The sequence below is a fragment of the Cutibacterium porci genome, from assembly GCF_009696315.1.
In the GTDB taxonomy this organism is placed as follows: domain Bacteria; phylum Actinomycetota; class Actinomycetes; order Propionibacteriales; family Propionibacteriaceae; genus Cutibacterium; species Cutibacterium porci.
Genome location: NZ_VUMG01000004.1, coordinates 110,562 through 126,772, shown reverse-complemented (window position 1 = coordinate 126,772; position 16,211 = coordinate 110,562). Strand labels below are relative to the sequence as shown.

13 protein-coding genes are annotated in these 16,211 nt (G+C 58.6%); 9 read left to right on the top strand and 4 right to left on the bottom strand.

Annotated elements, in window-relative coordinates; all coding sequences use genetic code 11:
* Positions 1-49 precede the first annotated feature (49 nt).
* On the bottom strand, positions 50-1,126 hold the full coding sequence (locus tag FYJ43_RS10700) for a lactonase family protein (protein WP_154564712.1): 1,077 nt from the start codon (positions 1,124-1,126) through the stop codon (positions 50-52).
* A 150-nt stretch (positions 1,127-1,276) separates the two neighbouring features.
* Between FYJ43_RS10700 and FYJ43_RS10695 the strand changes: the two genes are divergently transcribed.
* Positions 1,277-2,026 carry a peptidoglycan DD-metalloendopeptidase family protein gene (locus FYJ43_RS10695; protein WP_154564710.1) on the top strand — a complete coding sequence of 250 codons (750 nt, stop codon included), beginning with the start codon at positions 1,277-1,279 and terminating at the stop codon, positions 2,024-2,026.
* Here the strand turns inward: FYJ43_RS10695 and FYJ43_RS10690 are convergent.
* Positions 1,946-2,896 carry a tyrosine recombinase XerC gene (locus FYJ43_RS10690; protein ID WP_154564708.1) on the bottom strand — a complete coding sequence of 317 codons (951 nt, stop codon included), beginning with the start codon at positions 2,894-2,896 and terminating at the stop codon, positions 1,946-1,948. The two genes, FYJ43_RS10695 and FYJ43_RS10690, sit on opposite strands and share 81 nt — an antisense overlap.
* Before the next feature lie 262 nt (positions 2,897-3,158).
* Between FYJ43_RS10690 and FYJ43_RS10685 the strand changes: the two genes are divergently transcribed.
* The 8 genes from FYJ43_RS10685 to gdhA all read left to right on the top strand — a co-directional run bounded on the left by FYJ43_RS10685 (position 3,159) and on the right by gdhA (position 13,661).
* Positions 3,159-6,443: an endo-beta-N-acetylglucosaminidase gene (locus FYJ43_RS10685; RefSeq protein ID WP_154564706.1), complete on the top strand. Its 3,285-nt coding sequence runs from the start codon at positions 3,159-3,161 to the stop codon at positions 6,441-6,443.
* Positions 6,444-6,746: 303 nt separating this feature from the next.
* A complete protein-coding gene (rpsB, locus tag FYJ43_RS10680; RefSeq protein WP_154564704.1) occupies positions 6,747-7,610 on the top strand; it encodes a 30S ribosomal protein S2 in 864 nt (287 codons plus the stop codon).
* A gap of 34 nt (positions 7,611-7,644) precedes the next feature.
* The gene (gene tsf / locus FYJ43_RS10675) at positions 7,645-8,457 is read left to right on the top strand and encodes a translation elongation factor Ts (protein WP_154564702.1); all 813 of its coding nucleotides are present in this window, start codon (positions 7,645-7,647) and stop codon (positions 8,455-8,457) included.
* Between the two features lie 174 nt (positions 8,458-8,631).
* A complete protein-coding gene (gene pyrH, locus FYJ43_RS10670) occupies positions 8,632-9,348 on the top strand; it encodes a UMP kinase (protein WP_154564700.1) in 717 nt (238 codons plus the stop codon).
* A 32-nt stretch (positions 9,349-9,380) separates the two neighbouring features.
* A complete protein-coding gene (frr, locus tag FYJ43_RS10665) occupies positions 9,381-9,935 on the top strand; it encodes a ribosome recycling factor (protein ID WP_326833592.1) in 555 nt (184 codons plus the stop codon).
* Between the two features lie 11 nt (positions 9,936-9,946).
* Positions 9,947-10,810, top strand: a complete 864-nt coding sequence (locus FYJ43_RS10660) for a phosphatidate cytidylyltransferase (protein ID WP_326833591.1) — start codon at positions 9,947-9,949, stop codon at positions 10,808-10,810.
* A gap of 210 nt (positions 10,811-11,020) precedes the next feature.
* Positions 11,021-12,241: a 23S rRNA (adenine(2503)-C(2))-methyltransferase RlmN gene (rlmN, locus tag FYJ43_RS10655; RefSeq protein WP_326833590.1), complete on the top strand. Its 1,221-nt coding sequence runs from the start codon at positions 11,021-11,023 to the stop codon at positions 12,239-12,241.
* A gap of 82 nt (positions 12,242-12,323) precedes the next feature.
* The gene (gene gdhA / locus FYJ43_RS10650) at positions 12,324-13,661 is read left to right on the top strand and encodes an NADP-specific glutamate dehydrogenase (RefSeq protein ID WP_154564696.1); all 1,338 of its coding nucleotides are present in this window, start codon (positions 12,324-12,326) and stop codon (positions 13,659-13,661) included.
* Here gdhA and FYJ43_RS10645 read toward each other — a convergent pair.
* Together FYJ43_RS10645 and FYJ43_RS10640 are read right to left on the bottom strand one after the other, a co-directional pair.
* Positions 13,639-14,730, bottom strand: coding sequence for an LOG family protein (locus tag FYJ43_RS10645; RefSeq protein ID WP_154564694.1), 1,092 nt, complete (start codon positions 14,728-14,730; stop codon positions 13,639-13,641). The genes gdhA and FYJ43_RS10645 overlap by 23 nt on opposite strands.
* Positions 14,727-16,109 carry a serine hydrolase domain-containing protein gene (locus FYJ43_RS10640; protein WP_154564692.1) on the bottom strand — a complete coding sequence of 461 codons (1,383 nt, stop codon included), beginning with the start codon at positions 16,107-16,109 and terminating at the stop codon, positions 14,727-14,729. Before FYJ43_RS10640 ends, FYJ43_RS10645 begins: the two co-directional genes overlap by 4 nt.
* Positions 16,110-16,211 lie beyond the last annotated feature (102 nt).

Sequence of the window (16,211 nt, the reverse complement as noted above, 5' to 3'; positions counted from 1 at the left end):
GGTAATCTATCTGTAGCTGATTGTGTCACGCACGGCCGACGAGTTGGGATCATCCGATTGTCGGGCCGACGATGACGCGCATGACGCCGGGCTGATCGATGGTTGTCTCTACCTGCCAGTCGCCGGTGTCCTCGTCGCGTACATGAACGGCGATGTGGCCTTCCTCGGGTAGCGCTACCCACACTCGCGTGCCGTTTTGAGTGGTGACGGTGATATCGCGCGGATTCGCTCCGGTGGTGTCGAATTCGTCCACCAGATTGAGGCGTCCAAATCGTCCTTCTAATACCCCAATACTGCCGACAAACCTATTGGCGACGAAATGGCGACCACTCGGAGTCGTGACGATTGCTGACGGCGCATTTGGTGCTTGAGTTGAGTGAGGCGTGTCGGTACGTGACCAGCGCGATGATGCCGTCTCCTGAACGAAACGCCACTCGCGAGCCCACATGTCGTGGCCAGTCGGACGTGACCAGGTACTCACAGTGCCTGACAACTCTCCGCTGACCGTCAAGATCTGCTTGTGACCGTCTTCAGTGAGGGTGAGATGGCGTGGGCCACACCCTGCAGGAGTTTCGAGAGAGCCAATGATCTCGGGGCCGGCTTCGCTCCAGCGTAAGAAGTAGATGCGGTCGGATCCTAGATCTGTGACGGCAAGATGGGCGCGATCCAGCCACGTCACCTGGTGGGCATGGGGGCCTTCTTGGCGGTCTGCCACTGGTCCGGGAAATACGCAGCCCTGGCCAAGGTCGAGGATGTTTCGGACTATCGGTTGGGTGGGGTCGGCTAGATCCACGAATTCCACTTGGCCTGAGGCGTAATCGGCGACGGCCATGAGATGCCCAGTGGGGTCGACGGCGCTGTGGCAAGGCCATTCACCCTTGAGCTGCACGGTTCCGACGACCTGGAATCCGCCAGCTGGGTGGACTACGTACAGGGTGCCATCGCGCTCGCACAGCACAACGACGACGTTATGCAGCGGCGTGACCCAGGACGCATCACCCAAGGAGGAACTGCCTATGACGTCGGTACGAGTCCCATCGGGGTCTGTCGTCAGTTGCCACGCTGTAATGCCGCCGGTTGCGGTGTCGGTGGTGCGGTGACACGCGAGAACTGGGGTGATGGCCATGGCCAGAAGCCTAGCCAGGATCGGTGGTCCACAACGCGGAATGGTGAAGGTTGGATAGTTGTCCACAGGGAAGAACACCTCATGAGTTGTGTTATCCACAGGGAGAGAATTTGTTGGCGGAAATCATGACTTCTGACGACAACTGAAGGTATGAGGAGATCTGCCTGCATCAGCCTATTAATTATCGTGGTGGGAACCTGCTTGCTCGTCTTGCCCGCGCCCAGTCGTAGTGTTGCCGCCCCTCCGGCGCGAAGTGTGACGAATCGTCCAACCCCGCCGGTTCCAGGCCCTGTCATTAAGGGGTTTGCTCCACCCGTCGAAAGATGGCTGCCTGGTAGCAGGGGAATCGAGTTCGCGGCAACCGTGGGAGAACCAGTGACAACTGTGACGGCTGGAGTAGTCGTGTTCGCTGGCCAAGTTGCTGGAGCCGGGGTGGTGAGCGTCATGCTTCCCGACGGTCGTCGCACAACACATATGCCTGTTGTGCCCAGCGTTGCCGTCGGCCAGGTAGTGGTGCCTGGTCAGGTGATCGGGGTTGTCGGGATGGGGCCACCATGCACCCGTATTTGCTTGCACTGGGGGCTGAAGAAGGGCGATGAGTATCAGAATCCCATGACGTTGCTGCAACGTCAGGTGAGGCTGTTGCCTTTGAAGGATCGGCCACACTCAACGTCGGGGCGAAGGCCACTCATGCGGCCGGTAACCTTGCCGGGAAGCAGCGGGAAGAGACCAGGCTCTGTGATGCCTCCATGGCGTGGAGCTGGAAAGGAGTTCGCGGCAGCCGTTGACGACGTGATTGCCGACGTCATTTCAGATGGCTCAAGCGCGGGGATGGGCTTGACGAAAAGCGGTACGCAGCCGTTCTGTGGAGACGTGGGTGTAAATCTGCGTAGTGGCTAAGGACTCATGGCCTAATATGTCCTGGACGGTGCGCAGGTCTGCCCCGCCCTCCAAGAGATGAGTTGCCATGGCGTGGCGTAACCCATGAGGGCCAAGATCAGGGGAGTCTGGCTCAGCACGCAAGTGGGCGTGGACGACGCGTCGAACGACGCGCTGGTCGATTCGACCGCCCCGCGCTCCCAAAAATAGTGCCCGCCCGGAGCCTGGTCCCACCCATTCCTCACGGCGAGGCAGCCACATGTCGATGGCACGCAGCGCAGGTGCCCCCAAGGGTACGGTGCGTTGCTTATCTCCCTTTCCCGTAACTGTCACAGTTTGACGAGACCGGTCGACGTCGTCCAGGTCGAGACTACACAGCTCGCCTACCCGCAGCCCGCCACCGTAGAGCACTTCGAGGATGGCGGCGTCGCGAGCGCCTTGGGGGGATTCATCGCTGCGAGCCTGGGCGACCGCCTCATCGAGGATATGACGAGCCTGATCGACGCCGAGTGTCGCGGGCAGGCGTTTGGGTGTTTTTGCCGAAGCCAGGCCCGCTGTCGGATCAGAGCGAATGAGCCCCTCATTGGCTGCCCAGCGAAAAAACACTCGCGCAGCTGACCAGTGGCGCTGCATGGTAGCGGGTGAGGCGCCAGCAAGCCGGGTGTCGGCCAACCAACCTCGCACCTGAGATGTACCGATCTTGCTGAGGGCATCGTTGCCGTGGGAGTGGGCGTGCTCCATGAGGTCTATGAGATCGGCTCGATACCCGCGGATCGTGTTGGGTGAGCGCCGGATCGCCGAGAGGTGATCGCAGAAGTCCTCAACGGGCACGATCAGTGACGCGGGTAGACGCGCGTTGCCACGTCGCGGTGGGGAGGAGTCTCTCGTCATCACACCCACTGTGGCGTGTGATTGCGGTCATGGTAGGTGGACACGCGGAGGCATGAGTAGATCGACGGCGATCAGCGGACGAGTAGGTAGAGGAAGCAGACGGCTTGGTTCGCGTGACGTGGATCGGACGTGATTTAGCCGCGCCACTGCATGAGGCGACGAAGTCCGTTCGCCGACATGCTACTCGGGTCTTGGCAGATCCTTGACGCAGCATACTAATACGATTTAGTTTAGTGTTACTTTCACCGCTGAAAGGACCGTCATGAAGCGACTATTCACTGCTGGGCTGGCCATCATCGTTGGATTCGGAGGGATTATTGGCTTCGGGTCGACCGCGCAAGCCGACGACAGCATCGCCCCGGTGGGGGATCGAGCGTTAGCGTCTGCCCAGCCCCGAAATGCCGACCACCGTCTGCAAGACATCCGCACCTGGAGTCCACAGACTGACCCATACGCGTCCTACCTGCGAGCTCAGGTTCCGCTGCAGCCGCGCATTGCCCATGATCCTGACACTCAAATTCGCCGTAACCTTGACGGAAAGGCTGAGGTTATGCTTATGCAGGGTGATTATGGCAACTCCTTTTTCGGGAATTTTCGTGCCAACGAGGGATTCGCTAACAATGTCCTTAACTTCTGGCAGTATACGGACTACTGGAGCCCCTGGCATGGCTCTGCGACTGCCCGGACTCCGGAGGTATTATATGATCCTGCCAGGAGTGATTGGCGCACCCGTAATTTCGAGTTTGGAATCGTCGATATTCCGAATGCTGCATACACTAATGCTGCCCATCGTAACGGTGTGAAGTCCATTGGGACGATCTATTTCGACCCGGCTTTCCGTCCGGGTCTTACCTTTACTGAAGCCTTTGATAAAGGTAAGAATTCGGAAGGTTATATTATTGCAGAGAAATTAGTAGAAATGGCGCGTTACTTTGGCTTCGATGGGTACTTTCTTAATGAGGAAGAAGGGAACCTTCGAGATCCTCGATTCAAACCTTTCATGAGTTACCTTACTTCCAAGGGTCTATACACACAGTGGTACACGAACTCTTCGGGTAACTTCTCGGTGGAGAAATCGAATCTCCTCGATCATGGTAAGATCATGGACTCAGTTTTCCTGAATTATACATGGCCAGGTTCTCAGAATCAGTCGGTCGCCACCGCTAAAGCTAGTGGATATGATCCGCATAAATCGCTCTTTTTCGGAATTGAAGCTAATCAAGCTCGGTTTGATGGGGAACATCCGTCAGCATCTCAGCTCCCAAGCCTCTATAAATCTGTCAAGGATCACAGTCCAAAGGCGTCGGTTGCCCTCTTTACCCCGAGTGATATGTACCAGCGCGGACTGGCGGATGACATCAGACCTAAGAATATCAATAATTCAATTCCTCTATTCCAGCGGGACCCTTATCAATGGATGGTTTCCGAGCGTGAGCGGATGTACTTCTCGGGAGTTACGTCTAATCCGCAGGACACCGGGTCACACCCAGGGAATTCTCGGCCTGAGGTTGGTGTCAAGGACTCCTCCTCATGGGTTGGAGTTGCCGATTTTACTCCGGCCAGATCGGTCATTTCAGGGTCACGATTTCACACGGATTTCAATACCGGTCACGGCATGCAGTGGTATCAAGATGGCGAGGTCTCTAACCCGCGCTCATGGACCAACATGGATGCCCAGTCAATCCTGCCGAGTTGGCAGTGGTGGATTGATACTAAGGGTTCCCGGCCATCTGTTGATTTCGATTACGGCCCAACCGAACAGCGTAAAAGCGTCAACGGTATCTCGATGAAGACCCCCTACCAACAAGTTGGGGGATGGAGAGGAGGCTCATCCCTCGTCGTTTACGGTGACATAAATCGGCAAACAACACTGAGGCTGTTCAAAACTCGCCTCGCGGTGCGCGGCGACACTACGATGCCAATTACCTTCCGCAAAAGTTCGACGAGTGGAGGGGCGATGAGGATTGCTCTCGTCTTCGCGGATCACCCCGGACAGGTCGTCACCGTCACAGTGCCACAGAGCGCTACCCGTGGAGGCTGGCACACGTCCACCCTTGATTTAAGGCGGTTTGCAGGGCGCACTATCACCACCATCGGTCTTCAGTTTGACCCCGCATCTCGCTATCAGATGAACATCGGTTCGATGTCAGTACGTGACGGTCTCAAGGCGCCAGAAGCTCCTAGTCAGGTCACACTAGACAAGGTGTATGACGACGGGCAGGCCGTTGTGTCATGGCGGATCAAACCCTTCGGGGAGGTGTCTGAGTATGTTGTGGACGCTACTGGTTCCGATGGCAAGACCGTCCACCTGACATCGGGATATACCGATCTGGCCTACGTCAAGAATGTCCCTGACACTAGCGGAAAGGTCACCTTTGCAGTGCGTGCTGTCGGTCACGATGGCCAAGTGTCGAAGCCTACGAGAGTCGTCTTTGACTATTCGGCTCAGCCGCGTCATGTCAAGGTGGCTGAATCTGCATCGGCCTCGAAACTGCTCACCGAAGCGGCTGATCCGGGCAATCTTAATGTGTCGTGGGACACGAAGGGACTTACCGGAGTATGTCGCATTCACGTTAACCTTGTTGATATATCACCTCGGGATATTGATAACCAGCCATATAGCCTGCAAGTTCCCTGCTCCAAGGGATCAGCTACGGTGCCGGTTCCTGTGCGCGAGGGGTATCCCTACGACCTGACGATCAGGTCGGGTGACGGCCAAGGGCTGTCGTATAGAGGCCGGACTCACGATTCATGGGCTGCTCCGGTGACTCTCGACGATATCGTTATTCAAAAAGACCGTTCAGGGTTTCATATGCGCAATCTCACGTCACCCGACTGGTATCAACTTGATTTGGCGTGGCAGGGGGCGGACGGTAAATCGTCCCAGATCAGCAAGATTCGTCGTGGAGGTTCAGTGCGCGGTGGCTGGGGAGCCAGTCCTACCACCGACGATCCGACGGCTTTTCATCGTTTTCCTGCAGCCGACGGAACTCTCGTGACGACTGTCGTCGACTATGCCGGGAACACGACAGTTCAGAAGTTCGCTATCAAGGGTAACGATCTGGTGTTGCCAACTACTAAGCCGTCGTTCACAGTGAGGGGAAAGGCCACCCAGAGAGTCACTACAGGGCACGCCATTGACCCGGTGACTATCACGGCACGTGGGGCGGCGCCATTGTCGTGGCGTATTCGTGGCTCCCTACCTAGGGGACTGATGTGGCGTAGCGACATGTCTGGTGATGGGCTGACTCCTCTCAGCGGGACGTTATCGGGTAGTCCAACCGCTTCTGGGACACAGAGGATCGTCGTCGAGGCAACTGATTTGTACGGAAACACCGCTAGTCAAGAGGTTATCGTGGAGTCCGTTGTCGCCCCTCCTGCGTCTGGAGTACCTACGCCGACGGGCACGTCTGCTGAGACGTCACGTACTCCTATCTTGACTGCCGACACAGCAGCTACGGGGGGTTCGCCGTCGGCGACAGGTTCGCAGTGGCGTGACACTGCGGTGAAGAAGCGCCCTCGCACGATGCCCAACACAGGCTGTTGACGGCGGGTGCTTGGTGCCCGCAACGCGGCGGTGATGCTGGGGGCGGTATCGATCACCCAGCATCATTGGTTTCACGGAGTGCGTCGCCGCGAATTAGCCCAATCCTTAGTCGACGTCATAAACTGGCCATGCAGTCTTTTCGGACTGACTTCGCATGCATCGACGTCATGGATGACCGGGCGTCCACGGTCCTGCTATCGCAGGTGGGCGAACGGTGGTGCATCAGGAGGTGACGCAATCCCGCGTCACCGCTCAACCGTTTGGCACATCTGTGTGATGTGCCCAGAGAGGGAAGGACACGGCATGGCCGTCGTCACCACTCGCCAGCTCCTCGAGAGCGGCGTCCATTTCGGACACCAGACCCGTCGCTGGAACCCGAAGATGAAGCGCTTCATCTTCACCGAGCGCAACGGTATCTACATTATCGACTTGCATCAGTCGCTGACCTACATCGACAAGGCGTACACCTTCGTCAAGGAGACCGTCGCCAAGGGCGGCCAGATTCTTTTCGTCGGCACCAAAAAGCAGGCCCAAGAGTCCATTGTTGAGCAGGCCACCCGTGTTGGTATGCCTTATGTCAACCAGCGTTGGCTTGGTGGGATGCTCACCAATTTCCAGACCATCTCGAAGCGTATTGCCCGGCTCAAGGAGCTCGAGGCTATGGACTTCGACAAGGTTTCTGGCTCCGGTCTCACGAAGAAAGAGCTGCTCATGCTTTCCCGTGAGAAGGACAAGCTGGAGAAGGACCTCGGCGGTATCCGCGACATGCCGAAGGTTCCACAGGCTGTGTGGGTCGTCGACACGAAGAAGGAGCACCTCGCTATCGACGAGGCTCGCAAGCTCAAGATTCCGGTCGTCGCCATCCTTGACACTAACTGTGATCCCGACGAGGTCGACTACGCTATCCCGGGCAACGATGACGCTATTCGTTCGGTGTCTCTGCTAACCCGTATCGTCGCTGACGCCGCCGCCGAAGGGCTTATGGCTCGCTCGGCTGGTAAGTCCGGTGAGCAGACCGCCGAGGCTGAGCCGATGCCTGATTGGGAGCGCGAGCTCCTTGAGAGCGGTGACGCCAAGGCTGACGACAAGATTGAGGCCAAGGCTGAGAAGCCGAAGGCTGAGGCCAAGAAGGCTGACGAGGCCTCCGAGGCCGAGAAGTCCAACTGAAGTTCGCCCACGTCTAGACAGGACTGAGATATCTATGGCTATCACTGCTGCTGAGGTCAAGAAGCTGCGCGACGCCACCGGCGCCGGCATGATGGACGCCAAGAAGGCCCTTACCGAGGCCGATGGCGATTTCGACAAGGCTGTTGACATCCTGCGTGTGTCCGGCGCTGCTAAGGCTGCTAAGCGATCTGATCGCGAGGCCAGCAACGGCCTGGTTGCTTCCGCTGGATCTTCCCTGGTACACATCGGCTCCGAGACCGACTTCGTCGCCAAGAATGACGAGTTCATTGCTGCCGCTCAAGAGATTGCCGAGGCCGTCGAGAAGGCTGGGGCTGACTCCAAAGAGGCTGCTAACGCCGCCCCCTTGGCTGACGGCACGACCGTTAGTGACAAACTCGGTAGCCTCGCTGCCAAGATTGGTGAGAAAATTGAGCTCGCCAACGCCGCTCACTTTGACGGTCACGCGCACGTCTACTTGCACCGTCGGTCCCAGGATCTGCCCCCGCAGGTCGGCGTCATGGTCGAGTATGAGGGTGACAACGCTGAGGCTGTCCACGGAGTCTGCTTGCAGATCGCGGCTATGAGCCCGCGCTGGCTGTCCCGTGACGAGGTCCCCGCTGACATCGTTGAGCATGAGCGCACCGTTGCTGCTGACATCGCCCGCGAGGAGGGCAAGCCTGAGAAGATCATCGACCGCATCGTCGAGGGTCGTCTGGGTGGTTTCTTCAAGGAGAATTGTCTGCTGGATCAACCTGCCGTTTCCGATGACAAGAAAACCGTCGCCCAGACCCTTGAAGCTTCTGGTGTGACGATCAAACGTTTCGTTCGCTTTTCTGCTGGAGAGTGATCTCGTCGCGAGATGACGACGTTGTGATCACGAGCGGCCCCGCCAACTATGGTGGGGCCGCTCGTGTATTTCTGAGATGAAGGCCAGTGACGGCCATGGCGAACTGCGATGGTAGTCGTCGTCAGGCTAAGCTGGGGTGACGCATCCCGCGTCAATGATCGGCGACCAGGAGAGATGATGCCAGAGCGCTACAACCGTGTCCTTCTCAAGCTGTCCGGTGAGGTTTTCGGAGGGGGAGGAATCGGGGTCGACGCCGATGTCGTGTCCGCCAAGGCCCGTGAGATCGCTGAGATAGCCAATAGCGGAGTTCAGGTGGCCGTTGTTGTCGGCGGAGGGAACTTCTTTCGAGGGGCCGAACTCCAGCAGCGCGGCATGCAGCGTGATCGCGCCGACTATATGGGCATGCTCGGCACTGTCATGAACTGCCTTGCCTTGCAGGATTTCTGTGAGAAGGCTGGCGTCGATACTCGTGTTCAGACTGCCATCACGATGGGGCAGGTGGCCGAGCCCTATATCCCTCGCAAAGCCGAGCGGCACATGGAGAAAGGGCGAGTCGTCATATTCGGTGCTGGGTCCGGAATGCCGTACTTCTCCACGGACACTGTTGCTGCCCAGCGAGCCCTGGAAATTGGCGCTGAGGCACTCCTCATGGGTAAGCAAGGTGTTGACGGCGTCTACGACTGCGACCCCAAGACGAACGCCCATGCCCATAAGTTTGATGAACTGACCTACGATGAGTTCTTGTCGCGTGATCTCAAGGTCGCCGATGCCACTGCCGTGGCCATGGCCAGGGATAATGACCTGACGATGGTCTTCTTCAACCTCGAGGTGCCAGGCAATATTGGCCGCGTCGTCAATGGTGAGGATATCGGCACCACCGTCCATCGCTGAACCATCGAGACATACCCAGGAAGGACAACATAGTGAGCGACATCATCAAGGACGCCGAGAAGAAGATGGGGTCAGCGGTCGACCATGCCCGCGAGGAGTTTGCAGCTATTCGCACCGGGCGCGCTAACCCTGCCATGTTTAACAAGCTCATGGTTGAGTACTACGGCACCCCAACCCCGTTGCAGCAGCTCGCCAGCTTCCAGGTTCCGGAGGCTCGTACCGTTCTCATTGCGCCATTTGATAAGAGCTGCGTCAACGACGTCGAGAAAGCCATTCGGGATTCCGACCTCGGAGTTAACCCGTCTAATGACGGCAACGTTGTGCGTTGCGTCCTCCCGGCCTTGACCGAGGAGCGCCGCAAAGAGTACATCAAGATGGCTAAGACGAAGGCTGAGGAGGGGCGTATCGCGGTACGGAACGTCCGTCGGGCTAGCAACGACGTCGTCAAGAAGCAGGAGAAGGACAAGGAGATCTCCGAGGACGACATGACTCGTCTAGAGAAGGAACTCGATCAGGTCACTCGCAAGTATGTTGAGCAGATTGACGAGCTGCTGAAAGCCAAGGAGAGCGAACTCCTCGAGATCTGAGCAGATTCGAGGTGGATGAGTCCCAGAAGAAGAGCACGGCCGCACGGACCCCGCGTGCAGGCCGTGATCTTCCTGCTGCCATCACGACGGGCGTCATCCTTTGTGGCGCAGTTATTGGCACCGTTGGGTGGTGGCATTGGGGCTTCGTGTTATTGATGACCTTGGCCCTCCTAGCCGGGGCGATCGAGCTTCACCGGGCGATGGGCCGGCTAGGAATGAGCTCCGCTATTGTGCCGATTTGCGTTGGCACCGCAGTGATGGTGATTGGGGCGTATGCGGCTTCGACTCTGAACCTTCGCATCCTGCCCAACACCTTTCTCGTGGCGTCACTAGGGGCGACGACAGTCGCTGCGATAGCGTGGCGATTACCGCGCGGTTCGGATGGTTTCGTCAAGGATGTCGCTGCCAGCCTTTTCACGATCGCATATTTGCCCCTACTAGGCTGTTTTGTGTCCCTCATGATGGGCGATGATGGTGGGAGTCGCCGCATTGCCACCTGGATATTGTGTGTCGTCGCATCCGATACTGGCGGATACGCCGTAGGGGTTCTTTTCGGCAAACACAAAATGGCCCCGCGGATTAGCCCTAAGAAAAGCTGGGAGGGTTTCGCTGGGTCGGTTGTGACTGCAGCTCTCATAGGATGTGCCTGTCTGGCGGGATTGCTGTCGGCATCATGGTGGGCCGGGATTGTCCTTGGTGTTGTTTTAGCGTTTACCGGCACGGCGGGGGACCTTGTCGAGTCGATGATTAAGCGCGACGCCGGTATTAAGGACATGTCGAATTTCCTGCCTGGCCACGGTGGGGTGATGGATCGGCTCGATTCCGTGCTATTCTCGGCACCTTTTGCGTGGCTGGTCATGTCCGTTGTGCTGTGACCGTCGTGCCGACGTCAGGGGCCATGCTGTATCCGCCGTGTTTGCGCTCACCGCGGTGGCGAATCTCGGATCGTCTTGGGTGAGGGATCCCGCGTTCTCCTGCCTGGTGATCCGGCCTGATACTGCAGGACTGATCGTCGCGACGAAACCGCTACGCGGGTCGGTTCGCGTGGTCAGTTCGTGGCGGCGACATTCGGCAATAATGGGAGTGTGAAGTCATCGACCGGAAGTTCCGTCAGCCCGTCAGGCCTCGTCTTGCCCGCCACACCGCTCGCCGAGCCGGGCAGGCAGATGCCAGTCGTCGTCAATACCCCCAGCCGTGCGAAGCCTCCCCGTCACTGGATCGACTTGAGCGTCGAGGAAAGGGAGCAGGCCGTTAAAGATCTCGGCCTGCCAGCCTTCCGGGCGCGGCAGATCTCCGCGCACGTCTTTGAGCGGTGGGAAGTCGACCCGACTCAGTGGACTGACTTACCCAAAGCCGCCCGGCAGGACATCGCCGACGCCTGGTTTCCGGTTTTGTTAACTGAGGTCTCTCGGCAGTCGTGTGATAACGGCACGACGGTCAAGACTCTCTGGCGGTTGCATGGTGGTGCATTAGTGGAGTCAGTGCTCATGTACTACCCGGCTACTCGCCATTCCGCCGCTCGCACTACTTTGTGCTTGTCGTCGCAGGCTGGTTGTGGAATGGCCTGCCCATTTTGTGCCACTGGCCAGGGTGGTATTCAACGCAATATGTCTACCGCCGAAATTGTGAGCCAAGTGTTGGCGGCTAATCGCCTTATTGCGGCGGGAGAAGTTCCTGGAGCGTCGGGGCGCGTCCACAACGTTGTTTTTATGGGCATGGGTGAGCCTATGGCCAATTACCGTTCGGTGCTTACTGCCATCCGTACCTTGACTGCTGATGGCCCGGCAGGGGTCGGGATGAGCGCTCGCGCCCTGACTGTCTCGACGGTTGGCTTGGTGCCGCGCATCAAGGCTCTCACCGAGGAGGGGATTCCGGTGACTCTCGCCATTTCCCTTCATGCTCCTGACGACGAGCTTCGTGACGAGCTCATCCCAGTTAACCGGCGCTGGAAAGTCGATGAGTTGCTTGACGCCGCCTGGCATTACGCCGAAAAGACAAAGCGGCGCGTCTCTATTGAGTATGCCCTTATGAAGGACATCAATGATCAGGCCGACCGTGCCGCAGTGCTGGCCCGTCAGATCCGTCGCCGGGGGGATTGGACATGGGCCCACGTCAACCTCATTCCTCTCAACCCGACGCCCGGTTCTCGCTGGACGGCTTCGCGTTCCGAAGACCAAGACGCCTTCGTTGAAACGCTAGAGCGTTGGAAGATTCCTGTGACAGTGCGGGATACCCGAGGCTCTGAGATCGACGGTGCTTGTGGTCAGTTGGCGGCTGTAGGACGGTCTGCGGGGCTCGGTCAGTAAAGGCTAACGGCGGCCCCAGTGGCACTCCCGATGTGGCTTAAGTGTCACAATCAGTCAGACGAATAATTTAGGGGGTCACCATATGGATAGCCAGCTCGAAAAAGCCTATGAGGCCGTGTTGCGTCGCAACCCGGGGGAGGCCGAGTTCCACCAGGCGGTGCGGGAGATTTTTGAATCTCTCGGTCCGGTACTCAAGAAGAACCCGCAGTACGTCGAAGCGGCCGTCTTGTCGCGCATCTGCGAACCGGAACGTCAAATTATTTTCCGAGTGCCATGGGTGGATGACGAAGACAAGGTGCGTATCAACCGTGGCTTCCGAGTGGAATACTCGTCGGTATTGGGCCCATATAAAGGTGGTTTGCGATTCCACCCCTCGGTGTATCTAGGAACGATTAAGTTCCTGGGGTTTGAGCAGATTTTCAAGAATGCGTTGACCGGTATGCCGATTGGTGGCGCGAAGGGTGGATCGGATTTCGATCCTCATAACGCAACCGAGGGTGAGGTTATGCGGTTCTGCCAATCCTTCATGACCGAGCTCTACCGTCACCTTGGTGAACACACCGACGTGCCAGCCGGTGATATTGGCGTCGGCGGGCGCGAGATTGGATTCCTCTTTGGACAGTACAAGCGCATTACCAATCGCCACGAGTCCGGTGTACTTACCGGAAAGGGTCTTACGTGGGGTGGATCGTTGGTGCGTACTGAAGCCACCGGGTATGGCACGGTTTTCTTCGTCCAGCGGATGCTGGCCACGAGCGGTAAGTCTTTGGACGGCCTGCGAGTTACCGTCTCCGGGTCGGGAAACGTTGCCATTTACGCGATTGAGAAGGCCCAGGACCTCGGGGCGACCGTCATCGCATGTTCAGATTCCAGCGGCTACGTCATTGACGATAAAGGTATTGACGTCGCCTTGCTAAAACAGATTAAGGAAGTCGAACGCGCTCGCATCTGCGAGTACGCCGCCAGACGCGACTCAGCTACCTTCCATTCCGATGGATCAATTTGGGATGTTCCGGTCGACATTGCTTTGCCGTGCGCTACCCAGAACGAGCTCAACGGGGAGGCTGCCGCTGCTCTCATCCGCAATGGCGTGGTGGCGGTGGCGGAAGGTGCCAACATGCCCTGTACGCCTGAGGCGGTGCATTCCTTCCAGAACGCGGGAGTAATTTTCGCTCCAGGTAAAGCATCCAATGCGGGTGGCGTGGCAACGTCTGCCCTCGAAATGCAACAGAACGCTGCACGGGATTCTTGGGACTTCGACGCGACGCAGACGAAATTGCAGCAGATTATGGCCGACATTCACGACCGCTGCATCGAGACCGCCGACGCGTATGGACACCCAGGTGATTATGTCATGGGCGCTAACATCGCCGGGTTTACCAAGGTGGCTGACGCGGTCATCGCGATGGGTGTCGTCTGAGCGCCGCCACGGCTTCCTCGACGGTATCGACGAGGCGGATGTGGTGAGGTCGATCCCGCGACATGCTGTGCAGCAGTGGCCACGCTGGTACGGTGTGGCTCCAATAGTGCTTGCCCACCATGATGAGCGGGGTCACCTCGTCCTCATTCGTGGCGTAATAATTGCCGGTGAGGGCCTGGAAGAGTTCTTGGACGGTTCCGGCTTGACCAGGAAGGTAAATGATTCCGCCTTGACAACGGTTGAGGAGGATGTCTTCGCGCAGCGCATTTGAGAAATACTTGATGATGCTGGTGGCAAAAACATTTGGCGGTTCGTGACCGTAGAACCACGTCGGGATGCCGATGGTGCGGTGAGCCGGGCCGTTCGGCCACGAGGACATGACGTCGAGGCCGGCCTGCACCCACGCCGTGACGTCGGCGATCCCGACGACCGCGCGCAACCGGGAAAGGGACTCGTCGAGCGCATCGGGTGGACAAGCGGCACCCAGGTTGGTTGCCTCCATCGCTCCCGGACCGCGCCCGGTCACGACGAGATAGCCGGTAGCAGCCAGGGCGCTACCGAGATTGGCTGCTAGTCGATAATCTTCGGAGCCGCGGGCGACAGAGTGGCCGCCCATGACTCCCACCCTCATTGTTGGATCGGTGTTCGCCAAGAGATCGTCGAGGGCGTCAGTCATGGCGTCGTCATGCAGAGCCGTTGCGAGGGTGTCGCGCAGTCCAGGGGGAGTAGCCAAGCCACGACGCCATCTGTCGATGGCAGCGTCTAAAGTGGCGTCGTAACCCTTGCCGATACTGTTGTACAGCTCTTTCGCCGTGTAAGCACCTGGATGATAAGGGTCAAATGGGACGCCGGGGATAGCTGGGAAGATAAGGGCACCCCTGGCTCGTAACCAGGTTGCGAGTGGAACAGGGATCGAGCAGCCCAGGAAGATCGTTGTAGAGACATCGCAATGACGAATGAGATCCCGACATCCGCTGAGGTCGACTCCCTGGACTACCTGACCGGTGAGATCGGGAGCGGCTGCGTGCAGTTGGTCGATCGTCTCGATTTCAACGTGGGTAGTGCTCATCGTCGCGGCTCCGGGCGAACGAGCCCCATCAATCCGCGGGGATCGAGCGGCTGGGCGTCCCACTGGACTGTCGTCTCGTGTGGGGTCATCCGTAGCGTGAGAGCGTGCGGGGTGCAGATGACGCATAGCCGGGCGACGAAGGTGTCGTCGTGCCATCCCCCACTGGCTGCGATATCGAGGTAGCCGTTGCCGACAGGGCAGTGGGAAATCTGCCACTCGCTGTGACCAATAGTGACGTTGAGGGTGAGGTCCTGATGGGCGGCGGGGTCGTCAGGATCGGGGCTAGCCGGCCAATACCATGACAAGTTCCAGCCCTGCTTGTCGCTGCGCGGTGCGACGATGATGTGTGAGCCGTTCTCAACGATGCCCTGCACCGGGCGTGTCGGGTCGAACTGTCCTGCCGCAGTCGGGACAGTGTGCACCACTTCCTCGGGTTCGGGGTGCAGTTCCGCGGCCAGAGCCGGTAAGAGGTGGCTCCAGATCGCCTTGAGAACGGCCTCCTTGTCGCCACCTGCTTCGTCAACGTCATTGGTCATGACAATGACGGCGTCGACCTCTGGCACGATGAGAACAAATTGGCCGAAGGCGCCGTCGAGACGGTATCCGTGGCTCGACATCCAGGTCTGCCACCCGTAGCCCAGCCCCCACTGCGGCCCGGTTGCGCCATCGGTGTGGACGTGGCAGGTTCGGTGCTGGGTTATCCATTCCCCGGGTAGCAAACGAGTGCCCTCATGGATTCCGTCGTCAAGCAGCAGCTGACCAAAACGGGCCAGGTCTTCGGCATCGATATACATGCCGCTATATCCCAACGGGATGCCATCGGCGTCGCGAGACCAACTGTGTGGCCCGCATCCCAGCGGCTCCAGCACCTCCCGGGTGACGATGGTGTCGACGTCGACTCCAGTGTGCTTGCGGACAATCCGCGACAGCATCCAGGTGCCCAGATTGTTGTACGCAAAGTCGACTCCGGGACGACCGACAGGCTCCGTGGCAAGCCACATGCGTGCGGTATCCATATCAGGTATTCGCATCATCCCTAATGGGGGCTCGGTGAGTTGGGTCGGGGAGTGGCCACTTGCCATGGACAGGGCGTTGCGGACGGTGATGGTTTTCGCAATTGGGCCGGTGCGATCAGTGCATACCTCAGGCCAAAGTTCTGCCAAGGTGTCGTCATAGCCGAACGCGCCACGGTCCACCGCAATGCCGACGGCGGCCGAGGTAAAGGTCTTGGAGCAGGAATACACCAAACTTGGGACGGTGGCGTTCCAAGGAGCCCAACGACGCCGCCCGACAACCTGACCATGCTGGCAGACGATGAGCCGGTGTGGGTGTGCTTGCTCGAGGGAGTCTGCGGTGAGATCGAGAACGCTGTCGGTCATGCTCCTACTCTAGGGCCGTCGACTCTAGGGCTTTCGAACTCGGTGAGGAGGTCGCACGACGAACCTATTCGACGCCAAATCGGTCCTTCTGAGAACGGCGTG

What these genes read in the sequence shown, in the direction of transcription:
- tsf (WP_154564702.1), top strand. Translation starts at nt 7,645, where the DNA reads ATGGCTATCACTGCTGCTGAGGTCAAGAAGCTGCGCGACGCCACCGGC.
- FYJ43_RS10685 (WP_154564706.1), top strand. Translation starts at nt 3,159, where the DNA reads ATGAAGCGACTATTCACTGCTGGGCTGGCCATCATCGTTGGATTCGGA.
- FYJ43_RS10645 (WP_154564694.1), bottom strand. Translation starts at nt 14,730, where the DNA reads ATGAGCACTACCCACGTTGAAATCGAGACGATCGACCAACTGCACGCA.
- FYJ43_RS10640 (WP_154564692.1), bottom strand. Translation starts at nt 16,109, where the DNA reads ATGACCGACAGCGTTCTCGATCTCACCGCAGACTCCCTCGAGCAAGCA.
- gdhA (WP_154564696.1), top strand. Translation starts at nt 12,324, where the DNA reads ATGGATAGCCAGCTCGAAAAAGCCTATGAGGCCGTGTTGCGTCGCAAC.
- FYJ43_RS10695 (WP_154564710.1), top strand. Translation starts at nt 1,277, where the DNA reads ATGAGGAGATCTGCCTGCATCAGCCTATTAATTATCGTGGTGGGAACC.
- FYJ43_RS10700 (WP_154564712.1), bottom strand. Translation starts at nt 1,126, where the DNA reads ATGGCCATCACCCCAGTTCTCGCGTGTCACCGCACCACCGACACCGCA.
- FYJ43_RS10690 (WP_154564708.1), bottom strand. Translation starts at nt 2,896, where the DNA reads ATGACGAGAGACTCCTCCCCACCGCGACGTGGCAACGCGCGTCTACCC.
- pyrH (WP_154564700.1), top strand. Translation starts at nt 8,632, where the DNA reads ATGATGCCAGAGCGCTACAACCGTGTCCTTCTCAAGCTGTCCGGTGAG.
- rpsB (WP_154564704.1), top strand. Translation starts at nt 6,747, where the DNA reads ATGGCCGTCGTCACCACTCGCCAGCTCCTCGAGAGCGGCGTCCATTTC.